23 protein-coding genes are annotated in these 23,974 nt (G+C 38.6%); 9 read left to right on the plus strand and 14 right to left on the minus strand.

Annotated elements, in window-relative coordinates; genetic code table 11:
* Positions 1 to 10: 10 nt before the first annotated feature.
* Together ligA and D9T12_RS06375 are read right to left on the minus strand one after the other, a co-directional pair.
* Positions 11 to 2,098, minus strand: a complete 2,088-nt coding sequence (gene ligA, locus D9T12_RS06370; protein ID WP_130537387.1) for an NAD-dependent DNA ligase LigA — start codon at positions 2,096 to 2,098, stop codon at positions 11 to 13.
* A gap of 137 nt (positions 2,099 to 2,235) precedes the next feature.
* A complete protein-coding gene (locus tag D9T12_RS06375; RefSeq protein WP_130537388.1) occupies positions 2,236 to 3,207 on the minus strand; it encodes a cell division protein ZipA in 972 nt (323 codons plus the stop codon).
* Between the two features lie 217 nt (positions 3,208 to 3,424).
* Between D9T12_RS06375 and D9T12_RS06380 the strand changes: the two genes are divergently transcribed.
* Entirely contained in the window at positions 3,425 to 5,035 is a 1,611-nt protein-coding gene (locus D9T12_RS06380; protein ID WP_130537389.1) for a hypothetical protein, read from the plus strand.
* Positions 5,036 to 5,065: 30 nt separating this feature from the next.
* Positions 5,066 to 5,404 (plus strand): HopJ type III effector protein, encoded by a 339-nt coding sequence (locus D9T12_RS06385; protein WP_130537390.1) that lies wholly within the window; start codon positions 5,066 to 5,068, stop codon positions 5,402 to 5,404.
* A gap of 94 nt (positions 5,405 to 5,498) precedes the next feature.
* Here D9T12_RS06385 and D9T12_RS06390 read toward each other — a convergent pair whose 3' ends face one another.
* On the minus strand, positions 5,499 to 6,266 hold the full coding sequence (locus tag D9T12_RS06390) for an HAD family hydrolase (RefSeq protein WP_130537391.1): 768 nt from the start codon (positions 6,264 to 6,266) through the stop codon (positions 5,499 to 5,501).
* A gap of 388 nt (positions 6,267 to 6,654) precedes the next feature.
* Here D9T12_RS06390 and dksA point away from each other — a divergent pair, with 388 nt between their 5' ends.
* The 4 genes from dksA (at position 6,655) to D9T12_RS06410 (ending at position 9,854) form a co-directional block, all read left to right on the plus strand.
* Complete coding sequence (gene dksA, locus D9T12_RS06395; RefSeq protein WP_130537392.1) at positions 6,655 to 7,083, plus strand: RNA polymerase-binding protein DksA; 429 nt, start codon at positions 6,655 to 6,657, stop codon at positions 7,081 to 7,083.
* A 156-nt stretch (positions 7,084 to 7,239) separates the two neighbouring features.
* The gene (locus tag D9T12_RS06400) at positions 7,240 to 8,862 is read left to right on the plus strand and encodes a bifunctional aminoglycoside phosphotransferase/ATP-binding protein (protein WP_130537393.1); all 1,623 of its coding nucleotides are present in this window, start codon (positions 7,240 to 7,242) and stop codon (positions 8,860 to 8,862) included.
* Between the two features lie 49 nt (positions 8,863 to 8,911).
* On the plus strand, positions 8,912 to 9,529 hold the full coding sequence (locus tag D9T12_RS06405; RefSeq protein WP_130537394.1) for a hypothetical protein: 618 nt from the start codon (positions 8,912 to 8,914) through the stop codon (positions 9,527 to 9,529).
* Between the two features lie 103 nt (positions 9,530 to 9,632).
* On the plus strand, positions 9,633 to 9,854 hold the full coding sequence (locus D9T12_RS06410) for a hypothetical protein (RefSeq protein WP_130537395.1): 222 nt from the start codon (positions 9,633 to 9,635) through the stop codon (positions 9,852 to 9,854).
* On the opposite strand, the gene D9T12_RS06415 is transcribed toward D9T12_RS06410, so the two are convergent.
* A complete protein-coding gene (locus D9T12_RS06415; RefSeq protein WP_130537396.1) occupies positions 9,851 to 10,486 on the minus strand; it encodes a YqiA/YcfP family alpha/beta fold hydrolase in 636 nt (211 codons plus the stop codon). The genes D9T12_RS06410 and D9T12_RS06415 overlap by 4 nt on opposite strands.
* A gap of 114 nt (positions 10,487 to 10,600) precedes the next feature.
* Here D9T12_RS06415 and D9T12_RS06420 point away from each other — a divergent pair, with 114 nt between their 5' ends.
* Positions 10,601 to 12,367 carry a single-stranded-DNA-specific exonuclease RecJ gene (locus D9T12_RS06420; protein ID WP_130538549.1) on the plus strand — a complete coding sequence of 589 codons (1,767 nt, stop codon included), beginning with the start codon at positions 10,601 to 10,603 and terminating at the stop codon, positions 12,365 to 12,367.
* Between the two features lie 89 nt (positions 12,368 to 12,456).
* On the opposite strand, the gene thrC is transcribed toward D9T12_RS06420, so the two are convergent.
* The 4 genes from thrC to alaC form a co-directional block, all read right to left on the minus strand.
* Positions 12,457 to 13,935 (minus strand): threonine synthase, encoded by a 1,479-nt coding sequence (gene thrC / locus D9T12_RS06425; protein ID WP_130537397.1) that lies wholly within the window; start codon positions 13,933 to 13,935, stop codon positions 12,457 to 12,459.
* Between the two features lie 87 nt (positions 13,936 to 14,022).
* Positions 14,023 to 15,081: a hypothetical protein gene (locus tag D9T12_RS06430; protein WP_130537398.1), complete on the minus strand. Its 1,059-nt coding sequence runs from the start codon at positions 15,079 to 15,081 to the stop codon at positions 14,023 to 14,025.
* 69 nt (positions 15,082 to 15,150) lie between these two features.
* Positions 15,151 to 16,461: a homoserine dehydrogenase gene (locus D9T12_RS06435; protein WP_130537399.1), complete on the minus strand. Its 1,311-nt coding sequence runs from the start codon at positions 16,459 to 16,461 to the stop codon at positions 15,151 to 15,153.
* Between the two features lie 97 nt (positions 16,462 to 16,558).
* Entirely contained in the window at positions 16,559 to 17,755 is a 1,197-nt protein-coding gene (gene alaC / locus D9T12_RS06440) for an alanine transaminase (RefSeq protein WP_206199076.1), read from the minus strand.
* A 258-nt stretch (positions 17,756 to 18,013) separates the two neighbouring features.
* Here alaC and D9T12_RS06445 point away from each other — a divergent pair, with 258 nt between their 5' ends.
* Positions 18,014 to 18,403, plus strand: coding sequence for an Mth938-like domain-containing protein (locus D9T12_RS06445; protein ID WP_130537400.1), 390 nt, complete (start codon positions 18,014 to 18,016; stop codon positions 18,401 to 18,403).
* A gap of 16 nt (positions 18,404 to 18,419) precedes the next feature.
* On the opposite strand, the gene D9T12_RS06450 is transcribed toward D9T12_RS06445, so the two are convergent.
* From D9T12_RS06450 to surE, 4 genes are read right to left on the minus strand one after another with little or no spacing between them, the layout of a single operon-like run.
* Positions 18,420 to 19,220: a peptidoglycan DD-metalloendopeptidase family protein gene (locus tag D9T12_RS06450; RefSeq protein WP_130537401.1), complete on the minus strand. Its 801-nt coding sequence runs from the start codon at positions 19,218 to 19,220 to the stop codon at positions 18,420 to 18,422.
* A gap of 16 nt (positions 19,221 to 19,236) precedes the next feature.
* A complete protein-coding gene (locus tag D9T12_RS06455) occupies positions 19,237 to 19,818 on the minus strand; it encodes a YqaA family protein (RefSeq protein ID WP_130537402.1) in 582 nt (193 codons plus the stop codon).
* 58 nt (positions 19,819 to 19,876) lie between these two features.
* Positions 19,877 to 20,587: a protein-L-isoaspartate(D-aspartate) O-methyltransferase gene (locus tag D9T12_RS06460; protein ID WP_130537403.1), complete on the minus strand. Its 711-nt coding sequence runs from the start codon at positions 20,585 to 20,587 to the stop codon at positions 19,877 to 19,879.
* Between the two features lie 18 nt (positions 20,588 to 20,605).
* The gene (gene surE, locus D9T12_RS06465; protein WP_130537404.1) at positions 20,606 to 21,403 is read right to left on the minus strand and encodes a 5'/3'-nucleotidase SurE; all 798 of its coding nucleotides are present in this window, start codon (positions 21,401 to 21,403) and stop codon (positions 20,606 to 20,608) included.
* Positions 21,404 to 21,472: 69 nt separating this feature from the next.
* Between surE and D9T12_RS06470 the strand changes: the two genes are divergently transcribed.
* Positions 21,473 to 22,105, plus strand: coding sequence for a Smr/MutS family protein (locus D9T12_RS06470; RefSeq protein ID WP_130537405.1), 633 nt, complete (start codon positions 21,473 to 21,475; stop codon positions 22,103 to 22,105).
* 46 nt (positions 22,106 to 22,151) lie between these two features.
* Here the strand turns inward: D9T12_RS06470 and D9T12_RS06475 are convergent, their stop codons facing one another.
* Both D9T12_RS06475 and eno read right to left on the minus strand, forming a co-directional pair.
* Complete coding sequence (locus D9T12_RS06475; RefSeq protein WP_130537406.1) at positions 22,152 to 22,493, minus strand: FtsB family cell division protein; 342 nt, start codon at positions 22,491 to 22,493, stop codon at positions 22,152 to 22,154.
* Positions 22,494 to 22,598: 105 nt separating this feature from the next.
* A complete protein-coding gene (eno, locus tag D9T12_RS06480; protein ID WP_130537407.1) occupies positions 22,599 to 23,879 on the minus strand; it encodes a phosphopyruvate hydratase in 1,281 nt (426 codons plus the stop codon).
* Positions 23,880 to 23,974 lie beyond the last annotated feature (95 nt).

Below are 23,974 nucleotides of genomic sequence, written 5' to 3' on the forward strand. Positions count from 1 at the left end.
CCGGCCGGTATTAATTTAATGCTTCAATTTGTGATATGAACAACTGTTCACTTAACACCGTTACCCCTAGAGATTCAGCTTTAGATAATTTCGATCCAGCCTTCTCTCCGGCAAGTAGGTAATCGGTTTTTTTAGAAACACTGCCTGTTACTTTAGCGCCAAGCGCTTCAAAATGTGCTTTGGCATCACTTCTTCCCATGGTTTCTAAAGTACCAGTAATCACAACGGTTTTCCCGAAAAAGGGGTTCTCAGCCAAAGCAGCATTTGTCTCTGTTTTATCCGTAATCTCCGGCCAGTGAATCCCTGCATGAATTAAGCCTTGAATCACTTCCTGATTATGTGGTTGAGCAAAAAATGTCTCAATATGATGCGCAACAATGTCGCCCACATCATCCACTTCAATGAGAGCTTCAAGTGAAGCTTCCATCACTTTATCAAGCGACTTAAAGTGGTTCGCTAAATTCTTAGCCGTCACTTCACCGACTTCAGGAATTCCCAATGAAAATAAAAATCGCTGCAGTGTCGTCTCTTTTGAAGCTTCTATGGCTTGTATAACATTTGTTGCGGATTTCACTGCCATTCGATCCAGCTCTGCAAGTTGTTCAATCGTCAATGCATAGAAATCATTTGGATGCTTCAATAAACCACGATCGTTCAATTGGTTAATTAGCTTATTACCTAATCCCTGAATATCCATAGCTTTGCGAGATACGAAATGCTGCAAAGCCCTTTTCGCTTGAGCTGGACAAAACAGTCCGCCTGAGCAACGATATACCGCTTTATCCTCTTCTTTAATAACCTCAGAGTTGCAAACTGGACAAGCTTCTGGCATTTCAAATTGAGCGAGCTCCGATTTACGCTTCGCTAAAACAGGCCCCACTACTTCAGGAATAACATCTCCAGCACGACGAACAATTACCCAATCTCCAACTCGGGTATCCTTACGCTGTATTTCATCAAGGTTATGTAAAGTGGCATTGGAGACGACAACCCCTCCCACTTCAACTGGCTTAAGACGAGCAACTGGGGTTAAAGCACCCGTTCGTCCGACTTGGATATCTATACCCAGTAATTCAGTCCAAACCTCCTGAGCCGGGAATTTTCTAGCAATTGCCCATCTAGGTGCTTTTGAGGTAAACCCAAGGGTCTCTTGACCTTTAATTTTATTGAGCTTGTAAACAATACCATCAATTTCGTAAGGTAATGCATTACGCTGTGCTTGAAGACGGTCATAGTAATCCTCAATTGCATCCAGACCAATAAGCGTATCAGCAAGGGGGTGTGTCGGCAGCCCCCATTTTTTTAACTGTGTTAGGACTTCAGCATAAGTTTCCGGCCATTGATAATCATCAGAAATCTCACCCCAACCATATAAATACAAACTTAAATTTCGTTTTGCTGCAATCTTAGAATCTAGTTGACGAAGTGTTCCTGCTGCTGCATTTCTCGGGTTTGCAAAAGTCTTTTGGCCAAGTTCAGCTTGCTTCTTGTTAAGGTTTTCAAAAGACGTTTTCGACATAAAAATTTCACCACGAACTTCCAAAACCTGAGGAGGTTCAAGTTCACTTTCATGTCTAGAATTATTTTTGCTGGAATTTGCAGTAAATAACTTCAAAGGAATTGAACGAATGGTGCGAATATTATGAGTCACATCTTCACCTGTTACCCCATCACCTCGCGTTGCTGCTTGCACTAACACACCGTTTTCATAGCGAATAGAAATAGCTAAACCATCCATTTTAGGTTCAGCAACAAATTCTAAAGTATCACTGGAAACCTCTAATCGTTCTTGAATACGCTTTATGAACGCTTGCATATCTTCATTAGAAAACGCATTTTCTAATGAAAACATCTGCTTGGAATGAGTAACGCTTTCAAACTGCTCTAAAGGTTGACCGCCTATTCGCTGTGTTGGAGAATCGGCAGTTACCCATTCTGGAAACTGCTCCTCGATCGATTTTAATTTTTGATAAAGCTCATCATAATAGGCATCACTCTCAATGGGAGCATCGAGAACATAATAAGCGTAATTAAGTCGCGCTAATTCTGATTTAATAGAGTTAAGTTGTTCAAATTCGGCTGAGTTTTGATGGTTCATGAAGGTATTGAAAATCGCTCGATTACTGAAGGTTGGATCAAATATTTTAGATATCACAGGAGTATGAAATGTTTACAATTCATACTCACTGAAGAATTAGGTTTATTGTGCTTGAAAAGAAGAAAATACACATGTTTCTATGAAACTATTCGCTTTGAATCGTATTCCAAAGACTGTTCACGCATGGATTGTAAATCCGATTCTTTTATTTTTTCGAACTTATCATTAAGAATATGACCTTGAAAATGTCCGACTAATTTCCGAGCAAGCATAATCATGTCATGCATTGCAGAAGCGGCCGTCACAAAGGTTGGAAGTTCAAGAATAAGTACTACACCTGGTGTATTGATGTTTTCAATATTTTCAGTTGGAAAGATTCCAGGTTCAATTAGGTTTGCAATAGTCACATAACCATCTCCTTGAACCGCTTTCGTCGCATAGGTGTATAAGTTTTTGTCATTTAACTTAGCCCCTAGCGCACGCATAATCTGGTGAACACGCTCCATCGGATAAATATTTTGTGAGGATTTTATCACCAAGACAAACGCTTTGGGATCTGGCGCACTTTCAATAGGTTGTTTAATTTCTTCCTGATAGTTCGCCGAATTTTGTTTCGCAAATTCATCTGGACGACCGAATTTAGGCATTTCATACATCGGAGGAAATTTAGTCTCGTCCAACTCGCCTGTCATAGCTGGATCGTCTACTTCTAGTACAAAATGCTTGCCGCCATGTTCATTTGGGGCATCGCTAATTTTCAACTTAGCGCCTGTGTTTTCATCACTGGGAGTTTCTGATATTTCTGATGGGTGTTCCGGCGTTTTTTGTTTTGGCTCTGTTGAGCTTGCTTTCGATTTAATATCACTTTGCTGATTGAATTCAAATGCAAATGCTGTTTGATCAGGATGTTCATCTTCAACGGCATCCGTCGCAACCGACGTTTTAGGGCTTACAGCGAGAGAATTTTCTTGATTTAGTGATGAAGAAGCCTGAGGATTCTCTGATGAGCTGACGGGAGGACTAAAAAAACTTTTTAACCCACGGTTAAAAACGATAAAAATTAAGATCAGTGCAAAAAGAAGGACTAAAACAATGCCTAATTCGTTCATTGATGGATTCCTAAAGGTGTACCGAAACACACCAAAGTCAAAAGTTTGTCTATTCTTTCAAATCCAATAAATTGAAAGAATTAACGATAAGTCGTTGAAAAAACCGTTTACTATTCACAACCTAACAGAAAGTCGAAATTTAGAAATGATTGTACCCTTATATGGCAGTCTTTTTCCACTCAAATTGTACAATCTTACATCGGATTAGAAATTACTAATGAATACAAAAAAAGCTTTTAATGGAAAATCTCAACGCATCATTCTGGGAATTGACTTAGGTACGTCCGGAATAAGAGGATGTATTGTTAAAAGAAATATTCAGACTAATTCAGATAGAGCAACAGCATTTAGCAACCCTTCGCTCGACAAGCGTCTCTTTGAAATCCAAATACCATTTACAAGTTTGAAAGGCTCTCAACAATCAACGACTCGCTTTTCCCAAACTAGACCAACTCTACAGACATCCCAATCCCCTGAACTTTGGGAAAAAGCACTTCTGGAGCTATTAAATAAAATAAAAAATCTGCCTGTAACAAACCACATTGAACATATTGTCTGTGATGCCACTTCATCAACGCTACTCTTGACCGATGACGCAGGTAAAGCCATAACACCAGTATTAATGTATGATTCAAAAGTTGCCTCAGCGGAATCTGCTTGCATTGAAACTTACGCTAAAAACGACCCCGACACAGCAGCACGTGGGGTTAGCTCCAGTCTTGCAAAAGCACTTTTTCTTTATAAAAACTCAATTCCTGAGAATATTAAAAACATTCACATACAACATCAAATTGATTGGCTAAACCGTTATTTTTTAAATGAAATTTCAACTCATAAAACCATCTTTTGTGACGAAAACAATTTATTAAAGTTAGGTTATAACCCCGAGATCAAGGATTACCCTCACTGGGTAAAAAACGTGTTTTCTCAGGAGATGCCAATGGCACAGCTTCCAAAAGCTTTACCGGCCGGTAATATTCTTGGAAAAGTCAAAGATACAATAATCAGGGCAATTGGTTTTTCAAAAAACTGTGTGCTGCATGCTGGAACAACCGACAGCATTGCCGGTTTTTTGGCGACCGGTGCTAATCAGGTTGGGGATGCAACGTCATCTTTAGGTTCCACTCTTGCAATCAAACAACTGACAGAAAAGCCTTTTTTTTCTTTTGAGCATGGCATTTACAGCCATAAAATTCATTCCATCTGGTTATTGGGCGGAGCTTCCAATGGTGGCGGTCAAGTTTTACTCAACTACTACTCTTTGCAAGAAGTTCAATTTTTAGATCAGCTTTGTCAATTTATTGATAAGCATTTACAGGATGGTGAAGCTGATTTCATATTTAAGGAACGAGATCCCATTCTTCAACCAAGGATTCTTGAACTATTCGATGAATTCCAAACACTACATGACTATTACAGTTTGTTGCAAAACGGCGAACGCTTTCCCATTAATGACTCAACATTTACCGGCCGGTTAAAACCTTCGCCAATTACAGACTTAAAAACGATTTTTCCATCACGGCCAATTGACAAATTAACTCCTGTCGAGATGCATAAATGGTTAACTCAATTGAACGAAAGTCAATTTAATGTGTGTATTGATCATCTACTCTTTTTTAATTCAATGATCCAAGGCTTCGTGCAAATTGAAAAGAAAGCATATGAACTAATGGAAAAATCCGGCACAGAATTAGCCAACCTTTACAGCGTGGGGGGAGGCAATAAAAATGGTTATTGGCAAATTTTACGCAAACGCTATCTTACCGATTGTATAAAATCTCCATTCTCAGAAAATGCCGCTTATGGCGTGACACGTCTGGTTATTTAAAAATCTACTTTTAAAACGAATGAGGAAATCATGAACATTACCGACCTAATTCAAATGGCAAAAAACAAACCCGTTGCATTTCAATCAAGTATGCAAGTCATTGACGACAACTATGAATTTACAGAAACAGAATTCAAAAATGGTGAAACGTTAAATCAGTCTGGGACGAACAATGGTTCTTGTAAGCTATTTGCATTTGCACAGCTTCATGGTTTAGATGAACAATCTACGTTGAACTTATTTGGTGACTTTTATACAAAAGATGTATTGGAAAATCCGAACGGTGATGACCATCAGAATATTCGTAATTTCATGAAATTTGGTTGGGAAGGAATCGAGTTTTCAGGTGTAGCACTCGTGCAGAAATAATAAGTCTCTCGCTCAAAAAGGGAAAACGTCAAACGCTCTTCCCTTTTTTCATCAATGACTTACAAGTTAAGTACACATAAGAAAGAGATTCGTTTTATTGATGAAATCCTTTGTGGATTTTGGCTATCAACGCTAGGTCCAGATAATGGTGTCCGAATCCTTCTCCTTGTAAAACTTGAAACGCCTGTCCTGGTTCACCCATTTGATCCAAAACCAAATCTGCCTGACTAAAATCATCATCTTTGGTGTAACCGTTAATCGTGATAATGGTTTTTAAATTCGCAGCGATTGAAGATTGAATTCCGTTAGACGAATCTTCAAAAGCCATACATTCTTCTGGTTGCAGGTTCATCTGTTCCATTGCCCAAAAGTAAATATCAGGAGCTGGTTTTTTTGCAGGAACAATATCACCCGCGGCTACTACTTCAAACCAGCTTTCAGAGTCTGCACCCAAAGTGTTTGTTAACAATGCGGTCACGTTTGCCGGCGTGGTAGTGGTTACAATCGCCATTCGCATTTCTTTTTGACGTGCTTCATTGATTAATCGTTCAACACCCGGTCTAAGAGGAATTTTTCCTTCTGCCATAAGTTGTTTGTAAAATTCTGTTTTCGAAGCGTGCAGACCTTTAACAAACTCATCGAAATTATCTGGTTTTACGAATTGTGTATTAAACTTTTCCAAATAATATTTAATGCGTTCCTTTCCACCGGTCACAGCCAACAACTCGCCATACAGAGATTCATCCCAGTTCCAGTCAAGCCCAGCTGCTTCAAAGGCCATATTAAATGCCGGTCGATGACCGTCTTTTTCTGTATCAGCGAGCGTGCCATCTACATCAAATAGCAGAGCTTTTAGTTCCATTTGTATTCCTTAATCATTCAAAGTAGTTGTAAATTTGTTTCTTTAGACAATAGAAAGTGCCAGTTTTACCACGAAAGTTGCTAGTTATTCAGAGCCCACTAGGTAAAAAGTGACGCCATTTTGCGTTGTTGAGAACTTGATTTCAAGCAATAAATTTTAAATTCTCTACTAAGACCTATTCTAAAAAAAATTTATACAAAGCTTTGTAAGCAGTTTGTTTTAGTTAAGTTTTATAAAAACGTTCTCCTTGAAAACAGTTAATTTATTGTAAATACGTTAAAATAGAAAGGTTAAATAATGCTTGTCGAGTTTTAGCAAAGCTGATATAAAACTGCGTTATTGTAAACACGGCACAACAAATCAAAAAAAGTGCTTTAGGAGAGAAACCATGGAAAACAACAGCGATTTTATTGAAAACTATCCAGCTTACAGCCCTGAAAAAAATGAAGAGTATATGAGTGATCGCATGCTAGAACATTTTCGTCAAAAATTGGTAGCATGGAAAAGTCAGTTGATTGAAGAAGCGTCATCAACGATTTCTCATTTACAAAAAGATTCGAGTACTCCAGCTGATCCAAATGATCGCGCTTCAATGGAAGAAGATTTTGCACTAGAGTTACGTACTCGTGACCGTGAGCGTAAGTTAATTTCAAAAATTGATAAGTCTTTACGTGACATCGAAAATGGTGAATATGGTTATTGTAAAATGAGCGGTGAAGAAATTGGTTTAGCGCGAATGGAAGCTCGCCCTACAGCGACATTAACGGTTGCGATGAAACGCAAACAAGAACTTCGCGAAAAACAAGGTGTCGCATAAGTTTACAGAACATGTAAACTTTGACTCAATGAGCTCTCGCTCCAAATTTAGAACGTGTGGTTAAGTTCAAAGCAAGCTTTAAACCTAAACTTTCATTAATTTCCACGCGTTCTGGTTCACTTCTATCATTCTGATCCTTTTCAATAAGAGAGCTTTATGCCTAAAATCGAAAAGTCATCGCAATACTTTGATCAAATTGTTGATCAACTCTCAAACCCTGATTTCTACCCTCACCCTGTCAAACTTATCACCAAGATTGAAACTCATATTTCTATTGTTTTCTTGACAGGAGATTATGCTTACAAATTAAAAAAGCCCGTCAACTTTGGTTTTTTAGACTTTACCCAAATTCCCCAGCGGTTGAAATTCTGTGAGAAAGAGCTAAAACTCAACCAAAGAACCGCCAAAGAGTTGTATCTTGAGGTAATCCCTCTTTATCTGAATGAAGGACAAATTTCACTCAAACCGAACAGTAATAATTCTGTTATTGACTGCATACTAAAAATGCGCCAATTTGATCCTAATAATGTCTTAAGCCATTATCTTCAAAAGCATAATCTTCAGCGATCTCAAATCAGTGCCTTAGCGCATCAAATTGCAGACTTACATATGAATTCAACTGTGGTTGATATGACGAGTGAGTTTGGTGAGCCTGAAATTGCTCTAAAACCAATGATGGATAACTTTCCTTCTCTTAAACGTTTTATAAGCACCCTAACGAATTCAGAACAAGCTTTGCTTACTCTGGAAAAGCTCCATCACACGACATTAGAACAGTTTGATTCAGTCAAACCACTTCTGACAAATCGCAAGAAAAATGGATTTATCCGTAACTGCCATGGTGATTTGCACCTGGATAATATTACGTTGGTCAACGATTCTCCAGTTCTCTTTGATGCAATTGAATTTAACGACTATTTCAGTCATATCGATACTATCAGCGATATGGCATTTTTGCTGATTGATTTGGATTTTCGCCAGCGATCAGCGCTTTCTTACCTCATTCTTTCAGATTACTTACATTTCACTCAAGATTATTCATCACTCAAAGTTCTGAATTTTTATAAAGTTTACAGAGCGATGGTTCGTGCCAAAATTTCTGCTTTGCAAGCAGAACAAAATGAAATAGATTCCACAAAATACAATGAGCTGACAGTTAAAACATTACGCTATTTAGCTTTAGCAAACCAGCTGCAATCCAATCAAACACAGCCAAAAATAATCCTTATCCAAGGTATTTCTGGCGCTGGAAAAAGTGTATTAGCAGAAAAACTAATCCAATACATAGATGCGATTATCATTAGCTCAGATAGAACACGAAAAGCACTGTTTAAAATTGAGCCCACCACACGTGTAGATGAAGAACTTCGAAGTGAGTTATATTCTCAAAACATGAACCAGAAAACCTATAACGCCCTCTTGAACAATACTCATTTAGCGATTCAGTCTGGATTTAATGTAATTGTCGATGCGACTTTTTTGAGGAAGTCTCATCGTGAAAAATTCTATGAACTTGCGAAACAGATAAACGTAGAAAGTTATCTATTCTCAATTGAGGTAGATGAAAAACTTGCATCTGAATCAATTGAAAGTCGCCATAAAACAAATGACGACCCTTCTGATGCAGGCACAATGGTCATGCATCAACAAATGAAAGTTTTTGAAAAACCTATGCATACTGAAATACAGACTCAAAATGTTTTAGCTTTAGATGCAAAGAAGCTTCGGCACGAACTTCCTGTTTCGCGCATAAAGAAATTTTTGAAGTTGCCGATATAGTTAACATAACTTTTAATCGCTTACTTACGATAAATATCGGTGCCGAATCATGATTTTTACTAAATTTCACTACACCCAAAAATTACAACTCGTTTTATTATTTATCGCCGCAACCGTTCTGTTTTTCTCAAATCAAATCTTTGCTGTAGAAACTGAAAATTCAGCTGTAATCATCGCACCCAAAGATGTTGAGGTTTTTGACATACCTTTATTGAGTGCAACGCAAAAAACAATTAACAAACGCTTTGCCTCTATTGGCGGTTTTAAGCAATCTCGAGCCAGCTTTAAACAAAAGCATTTTGATAAGTTTTACAGCAACTCTCAACTCGCGGACAGCTATTATTTAGATTTTAGGTTTAACAATGCAGGACAAGTGACCAGCTTAACTCGCCTGTATCGCCCCTATAACTATTCTGTGACAGACTCCATTGATCAAAACAGTCAAGCATTGACAACCAAGCGTTTAGCACAGAAGTTTGTCAGTTTGCTGGGACAACCAACAGCAATGCAACGCAAAGGATGGGGAGGATTTCAATCTTATGTCGCTTATATTTGGGAAGATGATGCGATGCGCATCACAATTGATCGTCAGGGCAGTGAATCTTTAGGTAAAGTCTTTATGCGATATGAAATAAAAAATACTTCGCTTTACTTAGCAAAAAACTAGAGATTCTTTAAAATTCAGAGAATCTAGCACCTAAGCTCTTGAAATGTTAAACTTTCAATAACAAATTCATAAAGTCCTGAAAAGTCTTTTAATGGAGGTTTACATGGAAATTTCTGCCGGTTTAACCGCCTACAACGGTATTCAGAATAACTTTAACCGACTTGCTGAAAATACACAGCAAATCGCCAACCCTAATTCTGATAACCAAGACGTTGCCCAAAACTTAATAGACAACAAAATGACACAGACAGATATTGAGGCACTTGTAAAAGTTTTGAAAACAGAAGATACCTTAATTGGTCAGTTGCTTGATATTAAAGCTTAGGCATTTTGACAGCTATTTAACCAATCATTTATTAAGGAAAAAGACTCCTTCAAATGCTGGAAGTCGTGATTCCCACCTGAAAAAACTTTTACCTTTAAGCTCTCTGTTCTTTTTACCGGCCGGTAACATTGGATTGCATAATCCACATCAATGACTTCATCCTCCTGATCCATTAATAGAAGAATTGAAGAATTGTGTTTTAAATTTTCTGGCGTTAGTTTCAGTAACTCCTCGATATAAGAATCTGACACATTAATACTTTCACCAGTATGCGAATTCGTATAACTGCCGATATGTTCATAAAATAAATCAGGATTCAATGCTGGATTAATCATGCAGTATGGCAATTGGTACTGTTGACCAAAATATTGCGCATAAAATCCACCTAGAGAAGATCCTATTAAAACAACACTTCCTTTTTTTCTTGCATTACAAACCCAATTTTCAATAAACACCAAGGACTGATTTACCTCTCTTTGAGGGTAAGTATAAGCTGTGAAACAAACATCGTTACATTGCTGAAAATAATTAGCTAGCTCCATGGCTTTTACACTCTTTTCTGAACTTAAGAATCCATGGATATATAGAATTTGTGTAGGCTTGGTTATGCACTTTTCATGATTAATTTTCATAATTCTTTTTTCTCAAAAATAATGTTTCGTCCAGTTGAATGTATTAGAGTTTAGTAAAGGAAGGATCAAATAATAGAGGATTGCTGTTAAAATAATTGGATGAATAAAATACCAATGAAAACGCCTCCGCAGCCAAAAATCCTCCTTAGAAATACAAATTCATCCGTGTTTGAAAAAGCAAAAAGTTTAGGTTTAACCGATCTGCAAGCCAAGCTTGTCGCAAATCGAATAAACCAAACAGAAGATCTTGAATACATTGTTTTTCCAAAACTTAAAAACCTGCAAAACCCAAATCAACTTTACGGTGCAAAAAAAGCGGCCGGCATTATTGCAGACGCAATTCAATCAGATGGTTTAATCGTTTTAGCGACTGATTATGACACCGATGGCGTTACCTCTGCTTGGGTCGCTAGAACCGCTTTGATTGAACATTTTGATGTGCCTGAATCCAGGATTCAACAAATTATTGGCGAACGTAAATCTGGTTACGGAATTACCGAGGAAGTGGTAGAAAGAATTCTAGAACTTCAACAATCGGTCTCGCTTGTAATTTCAGCCGATCAAGGTTCAAGCGATGAAGCCAGAATTGCTCGTCTGAAATCTCATGGTATTCAGGTGTGTGTGACAGATCATCACCAAATTCCACTGGAAGGTGTTCCCGAAAGCGCAGTTTGTACAGTTAATCCTCAGCAACCTGAGTGTGATTATGACAAAACCGTTGCGGGCTGTTTTGTAATTTTTCTCGTCATGACTCAGGTTAGACAAGAATTAATTCAACGAAATGTGCTTTCTGCAAATTCTCCTACATTAAAAAACCTATTAATGAACGTTGCTTTGGGTACTGTCGCAGACAGCGTCAGTCTACAAAGTCCTAATAATCGAGCAGTTGTTTTAGCTGGGCTACAACAAATTAATCAACTTAACTCGCCAGCATGGCAAGCAATGCGACAGCTAAACAATAATAACCATCAAGATTTTGATGCTGAATTTCTAGGCTTTCAAGTCGCAACCCGTATTAATGCCGCTAGCCGAGTCAGTGATGTAACCACCGCTTATCGCTTTTTGACAGCAAAAAGCTTAGAAGAAGCGCAGTATTACCTGCAACAACTCGACACCGATAATTTAAACCGCCGTGAACAGCAAAACTCGATGCTTCTGCAAGCATCAGAAATTGCCGACAACCTATATCAACCCGGCCGGTATAGTTTGGCGATTAAAATGCAGGGCAACGCTGGTATTCAAGGGATTATTGCTTCACGTATAGGTGAAAAATATGGAATACCGACGGTGGCTATGACGGAATTAGAGGATGGGTATCTTGCAGGAAGTGGACGTGGAATTGTCCCAAATATCGATTTACGAGAAGCGTTTCAATCAATTGAAAATAACCGGCCGGGTATCTTTAAATCGATGGGCGGTCATGCTGGTGCAGCCGGTTGCATGATACAACAAATAGATTTTGAAATATTTCAAGAAGAGTTTGAAGCAGCCATTCAAAAGCAGATTGGTGAAGAACCGCCCTATCCTTTTGTTGAGACAGATGGGGAACTTCAACCTTGGCAATTAACCCCACAATTAATCGACGAGATTAATGCACTACAACCCTTTGGTCGTGCATGGCCTAGTCCCTGTTTTGCAGGTAAGTTTGCCATAGATGCTGTTAGAGTCATTGGCAAAACTAGAACCCATTTGTCATTTAAGCTGGTATCCGAACATCAACAACACATTAATGCTGTTTATTTCAATGCATTAAACGATGCATCTGAGGAAATACCCTTCGCCGTTGGCGATCAAATTAAAATTGCATTTCAACCCAGCTTGAATCATTTTATGAATCAAACAACATTACAACTGCGAATTTTGACTGCGCAGTTAATGTAAGATTCTTGAATAAAGCAAACTCCTGAAACGAAAAAAGCACGCCATTTATTTATTAATGACGTGCTTTTTACTTAAAAACTGAATGAGGCTTATTGGTTTAAAAACTCAAGAATAGCAGCTTCAATTTCTTGCTTATCAACCAAAGTTTTTTGTGAAATTGGCTTGTCGAATAATTCGGCAATCTGTTGTGGTACAACAACATTTGCTTGATCAGCAATCAGTTTGAGTGCGTCAATATCATGTTCAGGTTTTTCACCGGTGATTGCAAGTGCAATGTTTGGAGAAAATTTAGTCCATTCAGCCGTCGCATAAGCAATGGTTTTGATATTTTTGTCTTTTGCATGCGTCTCATAGGTTTTGAAACAGGTCGCGGTATGCGGACACATTAAATAATCCACTTCAAAGGCTTGTTTGATATATTCCAAACCTTCTTGATCATTACAATAGTCTGCTGCAAACACAGCTTGTACTTGTGTCAATTCCTCTTCTGTCAACGCGTAAAATTTCTCAGCATCTAATTGAAGCATTAATTCTTTGGTACGCTCTGCACCAAACATATCAAATAAGATACGTTCAACGTTCGAAGATTTCAAAATATCCATTGCAGGTGAAGTCGTTGGAATCACGGAAGCATCACGTAAGTCATATTCACCCGTCGTAATAAAACGTGTTAAAACATTGTTATTGTTCGATGAAATGTGTATTTGCTTAATCGGCAAGCCCATTTTCATTGCATAGTAACCACCTAATGCATTTCCAAAGTTTCCACTTGGAACATTTAGGAAGACCTCTTCACCCATCTTGATTGCACCTTGACGAACTAATTCAAGATAACTGTACACATGGTAAATTGTCTGGAAAATAATTCGTCCAAAGTTTACAGAGTTGGCTGCCGACAAAGAAGTATTGTGAACTTTTAGAGCTTCATTAAATTTTTCAGAGGTTAACAAAGTTTTTAATGCAGATTGTGCATCATCAAAATCGCCATGAATTCCTATGACTTTTAAGTTTTGCGCATCTTCTGTAACCATCTGTAGGCGTTGAACATCTGAAGTTCCACCATCTGGATACAAGCATGCGACTTGAATATTGTCGCGATTTTTAAAGGTCTCAAGAGCGGCAGGTCCAGTGTCACCCGAAGTCGCTGCTAATATCAGATATTTCTCACCTCGTGATTGCGCCACTGCAGACAATACCTTTCCAAAAGGTTGTAATGCCATATCTTTGAAGGCGCGGGTTGGACCATGAAATAATTCAGAAACATAAAGATCTTCATACACCTTTACAACAGGCACCGGATTTTTTGGATCATCAAACTTATCGTAAAGTGCAAGCGCCTCATCAATAACGCTGTCTTCAATGTCCACTTCAAATGCTTTCAATAAGTCTTTAGCCAGTACTTTGTATCCTGAATCTACATGATCATTCAAAAAGTCTTCACGTAATGTTGGTAAATACTCAGGTGAATAGATGCCACCAAATGAAGACATTGGACTTAGAATCGCTTGAGAAAAAGTAATCGAAGTTGGACGTTGACCATCATTGCCACGTGTTTCAATAAAGTTCATTTTATTAACCTAATGTAATTTTAATTTTGTTCGAAATTATACCGAAGTTGGCTTTCACTGGGGTCGAAGTTAATGATGTTTAGCTGATTAATTAGATATCGCTAACCAGGATTTTTTCCAACGCCAAAAACGCTTTAAAGTCTTGGAAGTAATTAGAAACTGTTTATTAGCACCTAGCTCTAATAACACTGAATCAAGCTCCTTGTTCTTTACGGACTCGAAAACCGGTTCAAACCAATTTTTCTCCAAAAAACACAGTAAATCAAGCCATTGCTCAAGTGTCATTTGTTCAAGAGATACGCCAGAAAAAGTCTGATCGTTAAATTCAATAAGAGTATGGTGTGATGATAAAATCTGGTTTCTACAAGCTTTGAAGGATTTTGGAGTCGCAGCAAACTCGGCACCAGAAAACTTAGCCAAGCCTTTTGAGTAGTCGGAATTAGACAATAAAACGGCATTATTTCTTTGGTTAATCTTATCTAGGTCAATTCCACCTTCCCCCCAAACCCAAACACTATTAATTTCGGGAAGATTCAAAAGACGACGCTGGTGATTCACTTCATGGTTATAAAACAACATTTGTGTTTCATTCATCAATTGTCGCCAATAATTACCGGCCGGTCCTTCTGGATAATGATTGTTCACACTCTGATAAGCAACTTGATAAAGCGGTGTTGTTTCAATCGCAACCGGTTGTTTTATCGATAAAAACCACTGGTGAGCATCCCCAAAAATTAATTTAAGTCCATCTTGTGAGAAGTGTTGATTAAAGTTTTCCAATAAAGCTTTGGACTCCTCTTCGGTAATGCCAATATCCGCGGAAGGAATTAAAATCAGCGTATCTCGATCAGGAATCATCTGAACAGGATCTATACTAATCCAATATTCGCTTAATTCATCGTCCGATAAATCACACAATCCATTTGCTCGAGTAATAGCACTAGATGGAGCTTTTTGTTGATGAAATAAATAGGCCGTTAAATCCTCGTGGCATCGTTTCTTAGGGAAGTGATAATCTGCTTTTGACAATAAGGTTTGCAGTTTCACAAGCTCAGTTTTTTTCAATTGAGCTAAGCCCTCCTGAACTCGCTGAGACGCTAAGAGTCCTGGAAAACATAATGTTAGATGATTTTCTGATTTCGCCATTAGATACTCAATAAGTTTAAAAGACAAAAAACCGGCATTAAGCCGGTTTAAACGGAATCAATTTTGAAATCAATCGAGTTCAGCAACACGAATACGCTGAATATCATTACCAATTTCAGGCATAGCCTGTAGTTCCGCTAAAGCTTGATTAAAACGGGATTCCTTTACCGCGTTAGTAACCATGACTAATGTTGCATCTTCAGGCTTCTCTTGCGAAGGTTCTTGATATAGTTGCTCAATATTAATTTCTAGTTCAGCAAATACCGCAGTAATTTTAGCCAACACACCTGAATGGTCTTGCGCAAAGCAACGAATATAAAAACTCGAAACACTGTTTTCAATTGGCTCTACCGGAGCGGATTCTAGCTGGTCTGCCTTAAAGCCCAGTCCAGGAACCCGATCTTCAACGTTTTGACTTTGAGCTCGAATCACATCAATAATGTCAGCAACCACAGCGCTGGCAGTTGGTCCCGCACCAGCACCCGGCCCGTAATACATGGTAGGCCCAACATGGTCACCTTTTGCCATAACCGCGTTCATCACGCCATTTACATTAGCAATTAAAACTTCATTGGCTACCAAAGTAGGATGTACACGGAGTGAATAGCCATTTTCAGTTCGGGTTGCCAATCCTAGATGTTTAATTTGATACCCTAATTGTTCTGCAAAATGAATATCTTCCGCAGTGATTTTGCTAATCCCTTCGGTATAGACCTTATTGAACTGTAATTCAATTCCAAAACCAATTGAAGCTAAGATAGTTAACTTATGAGCAGCATCAATCCCTTCAACATCAAAGGTTGGATCCGCTTCCGCGTAACCCAATTCTTGTGCAACCTTTAAAACTTCGGCAAAATCTGCGCCTGGTTTTTTCATTTCAGTCAAGATATAGTTGCCTGTCCCATTAATAATACCTGCGAGCCATTCAATTTTATTAGCCGCCAAGCCTTCTCGGACAGCCTTGATTATTGGAATGCCTCCAGCAACCGCTGCTTCATAATTCACCATGACATTGTTTTCATTGGCAAATGAAAACAACTCATTACCAAACTCGGCAATCAATGCTTTGTTCGCAGTGACAACATGCTTCTTATTTTGAATCGCATTTATCAGCAATTCTTTGGCAAGCCCTGTTCCCCCCATTAATTCAACAACAATATCAACCTCAGGATGATTCACTACATCATGTGGGTTATCCGTCATTTGTATTGATGACGTATCGATTGGACGACTACGATTCAAATCACGAACTGCAATAATTGAGACTTCAATATTGTGACCAATACGTCTCTGAATTTCAGAAAGAGTTTCTTGCAAAATGTTGACGGTACCGCCACCCACTGTGCCTAATCCTAGTAGGCCAATCTTAAAGGTTTTCATAATCGAGGAATAATCCTAAAGTTTAAGGGCTTTGTATATTTGATTAAGAGATTCGTTATCTCCGGCTTCCTCTAAAGGAACAAAGCGCTCGTTTTAATTAATCTAGTTTAATGAGTCCATCTTTGCGGAACATATCACGAATCCCACGAATTGCTTGACGCGTACGATGTTCATTCTCAATCAGTCCAAAACGGACATGATCATCACCGTAGTCGCCAAATCCAATTCCTGGGGCTACTGCAACTTTTGCATCTGTTAGCAACTTTTTAGAGAACTCCAATGACCCCATATCACGATAGGCCTCAGGAATTTGTGCCCAGACAAACATTGTTGCTTTTGGCGGTGTAACTTCCCAACCAATAGCATTTAAACCTTGGCACAATACATCTCGACGGGATTTATACATATCTGAAATTTCTTGAACGCAATTCTGCGGGCCTTCCAGTGCAGCAATCGCAGCAACCTGAATTGGTGTGAAAGTTCCATAATCCAAATACGACTTCATTCGCTTAAGTGCATGAACCAACTCTGGGTTACCAACCATAAAACCAACACGCCAACCCGGCATATTGTAGCTTTTTGACAGCGTATAAAATTCAACAGCAATATCCTTAGCCCCTTCAACCTGCATTATTGATGGAGCTTTATAACCATCGAATGCAATATCCGCGTAGGCTAAATCATGTATCACCCAAATCTTATGCTCTTTAGCAATCGCAACAACTTTCTCGAAAAATTCAAGATCAACACATTCAGTCGTTGGGTTACCTGGAAAATTAATCACCAGCATTTTCGGTTTCGGCCAAGATTCTTTAATCGCTCTTTCCAGTTCATCAAAGAAGCAAGTATCCGGCGTCATTTTGACATGGCGGATATCTGCACCTGCAATGACAAAACCGTAAGGATGTATAGGATAAGCAGGGTTTGGAACCAAAACCGTATCACCCTTATCAACTGTCGCCAAAGCTAGATGAGCCAAGCCTTCTTTAGAACCGATCGTGACAACCGCTTCTGTATCAGGATCCAGATCTACATCAAATTTATTTTTATACCAATTACAAATTGCTTTCCGAAGACGAGGAATCCCCTGCGATACCGAATAACGATGCGTTCCTTCACGTTGCACCACTTCGATTAATTTATCGACAATGTGTTTAGGCGTATCTTGGTCTGGGTTTCCCATACCGAAATCGATAATATCTTCGCCACGACGACGTGCCTCGGCCTTTAATTCACCGGTAATATTAAATACGTACGGAGGAAGTCTTTTAATTCTTTGAAAATCGTCTGCCACGATAGATGCCTTTTCACACAAGATTGAGTTTGATTGCAAAGTAGATAAATCATGGATTCAAAGCCTTAAAAGTCGACCTTGAAATCCAGTCTCATGTATAAACTACACGCTAAATTCTTGATTTCTACAAAAGTAGGTAATCATATACAACAGCCAGCCATCCAGTCAATTGAAAATGGACGTAATCTAGGGTTAAATAAGCCAAATTTTTATGAAACTCTACAAGCTTGAAGTCAAATTAATTTAAAGGTCAAACATATGAAGTTCACCGAACATAGAGACTCAAATATTAATACCGTTAAAAACTATGAAGCTGGTAAGGTTAGGATTAATGCCGATGAATACCATCAAAGCCTTTTTTTGACTCAAAAGGAGGTTTTTTCAGACTGGCATTGTTCGGATATCCGAAGTTTGACGACTAATTCTTTAGATGCTTTGCTAGATCAAAAACCGGAAGTCATTATTTTAGGAACCGGTGAATCTCAGATTTTTCCAGAACCGAAATTATTTGCCCATTGTACAAATCGAGGAGCCGCACTTGAAGTTATGGCTAATGATGCTGCATGCCGAACTTATAACATCCTAACAACAGAAGACAGAGAGGTTGTGCTTGCATTAATTTTCGATGAAAAATCGAAAACTCAGTAAAACTGATCATATTTCATCAATTCGACAGAAGAGGTTTAAGTTGAACTTTTTTGCCTAAAAAGCGTGCTTCCAAGTGTAATTTAGGCTTAACCGTCATTCCTGTTGCACCCATTTTCGCAATTTCTTGCCCTTGAGTAACCTTTTCATTTTGGGTTACCAAGAGTTCACTAGCATGAGCGTAGACTGAAAGTTTTCCAGAAGCATGACGAATCATAACCATTTTGCCAAATTCACGAATACCGTCATCTGCATAGACAACTACCCCTTCTGCCACTGCAAAAACACTATCGCCAATGTTTCCATCAATATCGAGCATGCTAATCCCATTAGCATCTTTCGACCAACGATACGGTAAGTTTGTTTTTGTTGGCCACTGCCAAGTGCTATCACTGGCTAATTCAACTTTTCTTGACGAAGATTCTTCTCGCGATTCCCTTCGTATTTGGTCAACTTGAGAAGCACTTTTAGAATATGGCTGACCTACCTTATTTGAAGGTACTTTTAGCCATTGACCAATATAAATTTTATCGGGTCGATCAATTCCGTTAAGTTGTGCCAGTAAAGTTTGTGACACTGCACATTTTTGTGCAATACCACTTAAGGTGTCTCCCGATTGAATTTGATACGCCGTTTTACAATCGGACTTTTTTACAAAGTCAGAAGTGTTTGTTTTTTCTGAAGCAATCGGCTTTTGAGCTCGTGGTTCATATTTCAGAGGAGAACTACAGCCTATTAATGTTACAAATGTAACAAACACACTAATCAGCTTAACTGGAGAATAAATAGATTTAACGTTTGTTAATTGTTTTATGTTCATTTGAAATCCAACGCAATTAACTTTGAGTTTTATAAATAATATAAAGAATAATCAAAGCAATGATTAGCCAGCCCAGCCAGTCCACCCATTTTCGAATAAAAGGTTCTAACTTGCTGCCTCCGTATTTCATTAATAGTGCGACCAGAAGGAATCTTGCCCCTCTGCCGAAAAACGATGCAATGATAAAAGGCAATAAAGCCATAGCACTGGCACCTGCAGTGATCGTAAATACCTTATAAGGAATAGGGCTAAAACCTGCAATAAACACAACCCATACACCATATTCATCAAAAAAATTTTGAGCCGATGTAAGTTTTGCTCCGTAGCCCATTTCAACCAACCAAGGGAAGATAAAATCCATTGCATAATAGCCGATGCCATAACCTAACAATCCACCTAACACTGAAAACACTGTTGCAATCCATGCAAAATAAATTGCTCTATCAGGACGAGCTAAAGACATAGGCATCAGCATTATGTCCGGTGGAATCGGAAAAAAAGATGATTCCGCAAAACTCATAGCACCAAGATATTTGGGAGCTTGCTTGTTTGCTGACCACAGCAGAGTTTTATCATAAAGGTTTGCAAATAATTTCATATAAGAACAGTTGTTGAGGAATTTTTTAGTTTAAATTTAAGAAAGGAATATGAAGAATTTAACCGGCCGGTTGGATTCCACTAAGCATCGGAACAAAGCTTGCAGTCCCCAAATCGACTTCTTCAATACGATCTTCATGTCGAATATAGCCAGTAAGACGCTGTGCTTGTTTACCAATGGGTAAAACTAAACGTCCACCAATTTTTAACTGCTGAATCAATTCTGTTGGTAACGTTTCAGGTGCCGCTGCAGAGATAATTGCATCATAGGGTGCATTTTCATTCCATCCCCAATGGCCATCCCCATTACCAAAAGTAATATTGCTTAATCCTAGGCTTATCAGCTTCTCTTGGGCTTCAACGGCTAGAGGTGCAATTCTTTCAAGTGTAAAAACTTGTTGAGTCAACATTGCCAAAATTGCGCTTTGATAACCGGATCCCGTTCCAATCTCTAAAACTTTTTTTACTGGGCTAATATCATTTTCCGCGAATAACCATTGCGTCATCTTAGCAACGGTCAACGGTTGAGAAAGTGTTTGGCGGTAACCAATCGGAAGCGCTTTACTTTCATCGTAAGCCAAGGGGAGAAACCCTTCATCAACAAAAAGATGCCTTGGAACCATTTGAAGCGCCTTGATTAAACGAGGATCAGACAAGCCCATAGCACATAAACGGTCAACCATTTTATGGCGAATTTTTGAAGAACTCATGCCTAGATTTTGGGATGAAACAAAATGGTTTTCAGTATATTGCAAAGATAAATCTGACATAACTGTTCTTTAAAAAATTTATTGCGTATTCCACTGATTTAAAGCATCAATTGCACCGTAGTCGGTTAAATCGATCATAAGTGGAGTAACCGAAACATATCCCGTTTCAACAGCTTCAAAATCTGTTCCTTCTGTAGCGTCCATTGCAGAACCTGCTGGGCCAATCCAATGTATAGGCAGCCCACGAGGATCAAGCTGCTGAACGACCGGCTCAGAAGCGTGTCTTTTCCCTAAACGGGTTACTTTTACACCTTTTAGCTCATTATAGGGAATATCTGGTACGTTGATATTAATAACGCAATTATTCGAAACTGGCAATGCATTGCGATTCTGACAAAGCTCCATTAATACCTTAGCTGCTGTTTCAAAATGTGTATCCCCACATAATGAAATAGCAATAGAAGGCTTACCTAAAAATCTCCCTTCCGTCGCCGCAGCAACTGTCCCAGAATAAATAACATCATCTCCCATATTTGCACCAGCGTTAATGCCTGAAATGACAATATCGGGTTGATAACCTAACACACCATTTACCCCTAAATGAACACAATCCGTTGGAGTACCATTTACACCAAAAATTTTCACTTTATCCAAATGAGCCGAAGCTTTTGCAAAATGCGAATGCTCTTGAAGCCTTAAAGGAGAGGAAAGTGTTAATGAATTACTCGCTGCGCTACGGTTTTGATCTGGAGCAATCACACAGATGCTTTCAATACTTTCACCTAGGAACTGGCCATTATGTTGTGAAATCTTATCCAGTAAAACTTGAATACCTGTGGCAAAATATCCGTCATCATTTGAAAGCAATACTTTCATGTCTTATCCAATCAGTGTCTACAAAAATTAGTCTGAATATAGCAGATTTAAACGCTTTACGTGTAACTTATGAATTCAATTAAAAAATCTTTAAAAAAAATACATTTGAAAACTAAGGCTTCGACAAACGCCTCTTCAGATAATCATAAAAGTGCAAGTGATAAAATCGATGATTCAGCACTCTTCCTTGAAGCCATGCAAGATGTCACTCCTATCAACAACCATAACCGAATCTCATTATTTGAGAACCGTTCAGAAAAACAGGCACAAAAACATTTAAAGAAAATTCGTAATAAACAACCACTAGCACCTAAAAACCTCGAATTCAAGGAGTTAGATAGCTCACACCCCATCAAGGCTTTTGACACAGTTACATATTATGAAAAAGGACTTCGTCTTCAAGATTTGAGTAGATTAAAACGAAGTGAATTTTATTTAGAGGCAAGTTTGGATTTACATGGCAAAACCTCTGAAGAGGCCGAAATAGCAATAGAAAACTTTATTTCGCAAGCAATCTCATGCGGGATGAAATACGTCAGAATTATTCATGGTAAAGGCTACAATTCAGACAATGATTTTCCTGTTCTTAAAAATCTTTGCTATCAAAAATTAAAGACATTAAAAAATATTGTCGGGTTTTGCAGTGCTCCTGAAAAAGACGGTGGAGTTGGAGCTGTTAATATACAGCTGAAAACCAAATAACCAATTTATTAGCTTAAACTTTGCCAAATTGAAAGTTAACCTTTTATTAAGGGAGCGTCTCATTGTTTGGAGTTTCATCTGCCATAGGTTGGTCTGATGTTTCAGGAGAAATATGACGATAATCAATCACTTCGACAAAAACTTCACCCGGCTTGACCAAACCAAGCTGACTTCGAGCAATAGTTTCAATCGCTTCTGGTTTATCTTGCAGAACAATAATGTTTTTTTCTAAAATCTGATTTTCGTGAATCTGCTGATTTAACACCTGTTTTTGTTTTTGAATCTCTTGTTCAAGATACATCAACTCGCTGACACCTCCATTTGAGGATAACAATGAAGAGATCAAGCCCAGCGCAACAACAGTAAATACTACGTAAATTTTTAGCATTAAATTTTCCAAAAAAAAAGACCTTTGACCACAAAGCTTAACCAAGTGATTCAAAGGCCTATTTAACTCAATTAACTTGTTTAAAACAAGACTATTTAAGTTTTATTATTTTAGGTTGTAAAACGCTGCTTTACCTGGATAAACGGCTGCATCTCCCAACTCTTCTTCAATACGAATCAACTGGTTATACTTAGCGATACGGTCAGTACGAGACATAGAACCTGTTTTAATTTGACCACAACCTGTTGCAACAGCAATATCAGCAATCGTTGTATCTTCGGTTTCTCCAGAACGGTGAGAAACTACTGCTGTGTAACCCGCTTTTTTCGCCATTGCAATCGCTTCAAACGTTTCAGTTAGCGTACCAATTTGGTTAATTTTAATTAAGATCGAGTTCGCGATACCTTTCTCAATCCCTTCAGCAAGGATTTTAGGGTTCGTTACAAACAAATCATCACCAACAATCTGTAAGCGCTTACCATCTTTTTCAGTTTGGTATTTGAAACCATCCCAATCAGATTCATCTAGACCATCTTCAATAGAGATGATTGGGTAGTTTGTTACCCACTCAGAAAGCAAATCAACCATGCCTTCAGAAGTCAGAGTACGACCTTCAGAAGCTAGAGTATAAACACCATCTTTATATAGCTCTGAAGAGGCAGCATCCATTGCAATCATAATGTCTTCACCAGCTTTGTAACCGGCCGCTTCAATTGCTTCTAGGATAACTTGCAACGCTTCTTCGTTAGATTTTAGGTCAGGAGCAAATCCACCTTCATCACCTACCGCGGTATTGTAACCTTTGTCACCAAGCACTTTTTTCAACGCATGGAAGACTTCTGCACCGTAACGAAGTGCTTCAGACATAGTTGGCGCACCAACAGGCATAATCATGAACTCTTGGAAATCAACGGAGTTATCCGCGTGCTCGCCACCATTGATGATGTTCATCATTGGTACCGGCATTTGATAGTTATCCGTTTTCAAGTAGGCATAAAGTGGTAAATTTTTAGATGCCGCTGCCGCTTGAGCCGTTGCGATTGATACAGCAAGGATTGCATTTGCACCCAAACGACCTTTGTTATCCGTTCCATCAAGCTCGATCATCGCAGTATCGATTGCTTTCTGGTCGTATGCATCCATGCCTACTAGCTTGGCTTTGATTTCTGTGTTGATGTTGCTAACTGCTGTTAACACACCTTTGCCACCAAATTTAGATTTGTCGCCGTCACGCAATTCGATTGCTTCGCGTGAACCAGTAGATGCACCAGATGGAGAAATACCACGGCCTTTTGAGCCGTCTTCCAAGATCACATCCGCTTCAACGGTTGGGTTACCGCGAGAGTCAATGACTTGGCGAGCTTTAATATCTTTAATTAATGACATTGCTTTTCCTATTTTATTAAATAAAAAACTAAAAATTCTTGATGCAAATTTAGCTTAGCTAAATGACAGCAAGATGAATTTACATAAAAAAGCCC

Origin of the sequence: Thiomicrorhabdus indica, from assembly GCF_004293625.1 — a bacterium.
Taxonomy (GTDB): domain Bacteria; phylum Pseudomonadota; class Gammaproteobacteria; order Thiomicrospirales; family Thiomicrospiraceae; genus Thiomicrorhabdus; species Thiomicrorhabdus indica.

Bases quoted from the DNA above. Each gene is read 5' to 3' on its own strand.
- dksA (WP_130537392.1), top strand. From the start codon at position 6,655: ATGGAAAACAACAGCGATTTTATTGAAAACTATCCAGCTTACAGCCCT.
- D9T12_RS06385 (WP_130537390.1), top strand. From the start codon at position 5,066: ATGAACATTACCGACCTAATTCAAATGGCAAAAAACAAACCCGTTGCA.
- D9T12_RS06380 (WP_130537389.1), top strand. From the start codon at position 3,425: ATGAATACAAAAAAAGCTTTTAATGGAAAATCTCAACGCATCATTCTG.
- surE (WP_130537404.1), bottom strand. From the start codon at position 21,403: ATGAAAGTATTGCTTTCAAATGATGACGGATATTTTGCCACAGGTATT.
- D9T12_RS06390 (WP_130537391.1), bottom strand. From the start codon at position 6,266: ATGGAACTAAAAGCTCTGCTATTTGATGTAGATGGCACGCTCGCTGAT.
- D9T12_RS06445 (WP_130537400.1), top strand. From the start codon at position 18,014: ATGAAGTTCACCGAACATAGAGACTCAAATATTAATACCGTTAAAAAC.
- eno (WP_130537407.1), bottom strand. From the start codon at position 23,879: ATGTCATTAATTAAAGATATTAAAGCTCGCCAAGTCATTGACTCTCGC.
- thrC (WP_130537397.1), bottom strand. From the start codon at position 13,935: ATGAACTTTATTGAAACACGTGGCAATGATGGTCAACGTCCAACTTCG.
- D9T12_RS06470 (WP_130537405.1), top strand. From the start codon at position 21,473: ATGAATTCAATTAAAAAATCTTTAAAAAAAATACATTTGAAAACTAAG.
- D9T12_RS06420 (WP_130538549.1), top strand. From the start codon at position 10,601: ATGAAAACGCCTCCGCAGCCAAAAATCCTCCTTAGAAATACAAATTCA.
- D9T12_RS06455 (WP_130537402.1), bottom strand. From the start codon at position 19,818: ATGAAATTATTTGCAAACCTTTATGATAAAACTCTGCTGTGGTCAGCA.
- D9T12_RS06415 (WP_130537396.1), bottom strand. From the start codon at position 10,486: ATGAAAATTAATCATGAAAAGTGCATAACCAAGCCTACACAAATTCTA.
- D9T12_RS06435 (WP_130537399.1), bottom strand. From the start codon at position 16,461: ATGAAAACCTTTAAGATTGGCCTACTAGGATTAGGCACAGTGGGTGGC.
- D9T12_RS06475 (WP_130537406.1), bottom strand. From the start codon at position 22,493: ATGCTAAAAATTTACGTAGTATTTACTGTTGTTGCGCTGGGCTTGATC.
- D9T12_RS06460 (WP_130537403.1), bottom strand. From the start codon at position 20,587: ATGTCAGATTTATCTTTGCAATATACTGAAAACCATTTTGTTTCATCC.
- ligA (WP_130537387.1), bottom strand. From the start codon at position 2,098: ATGAACCATCAAAACTCAGCCGAATTTGAACAACTTAACTCTATTAAA.
- D9T12_RS06405 (WP_130537394.1), top strand. From the start codon at position 8,912: ATGATTTTTACTAAATTTCACTACACCCAAAAATTACAACTCGTTTTA.
- D9T12_RS06375 (WP_130537388.1), bottom strand. From the start codon at position 3,207: ATGAACGAATTAGGCATTGTTTTAGTCCTTCTTTTTGCACTGATCTTA.
- D9T12_RS06410 (WP_130537395.1), top strand. From the start codon at position 9,633: ATGGAAATTTCTGCCGGTTTAACCGCCTACAACGGTATTCAGAATAAC.
- D9T12_RS06400 (WP_130537393.1), top strand. From the start codon at position 7,240: ATGCCTAAAATCGAAAAGTCATCGCAATACTTTGATCAAATTGTTGAT.
- D9T12_RS06450 (WP_130537401.1), bottom strand. From the start codon at position 19,220: ATGAACATAAAACAATTAACAAACGTTAAATCTATTTATTCTCCAGTT.
- D9T12_RS06430 (WP_130537398.1), bottom strand. From the start codon at position 15,081: ATGGCGAAATCAGAAAATCATCTAACATTATGTTTTCCAGGACTCTTA.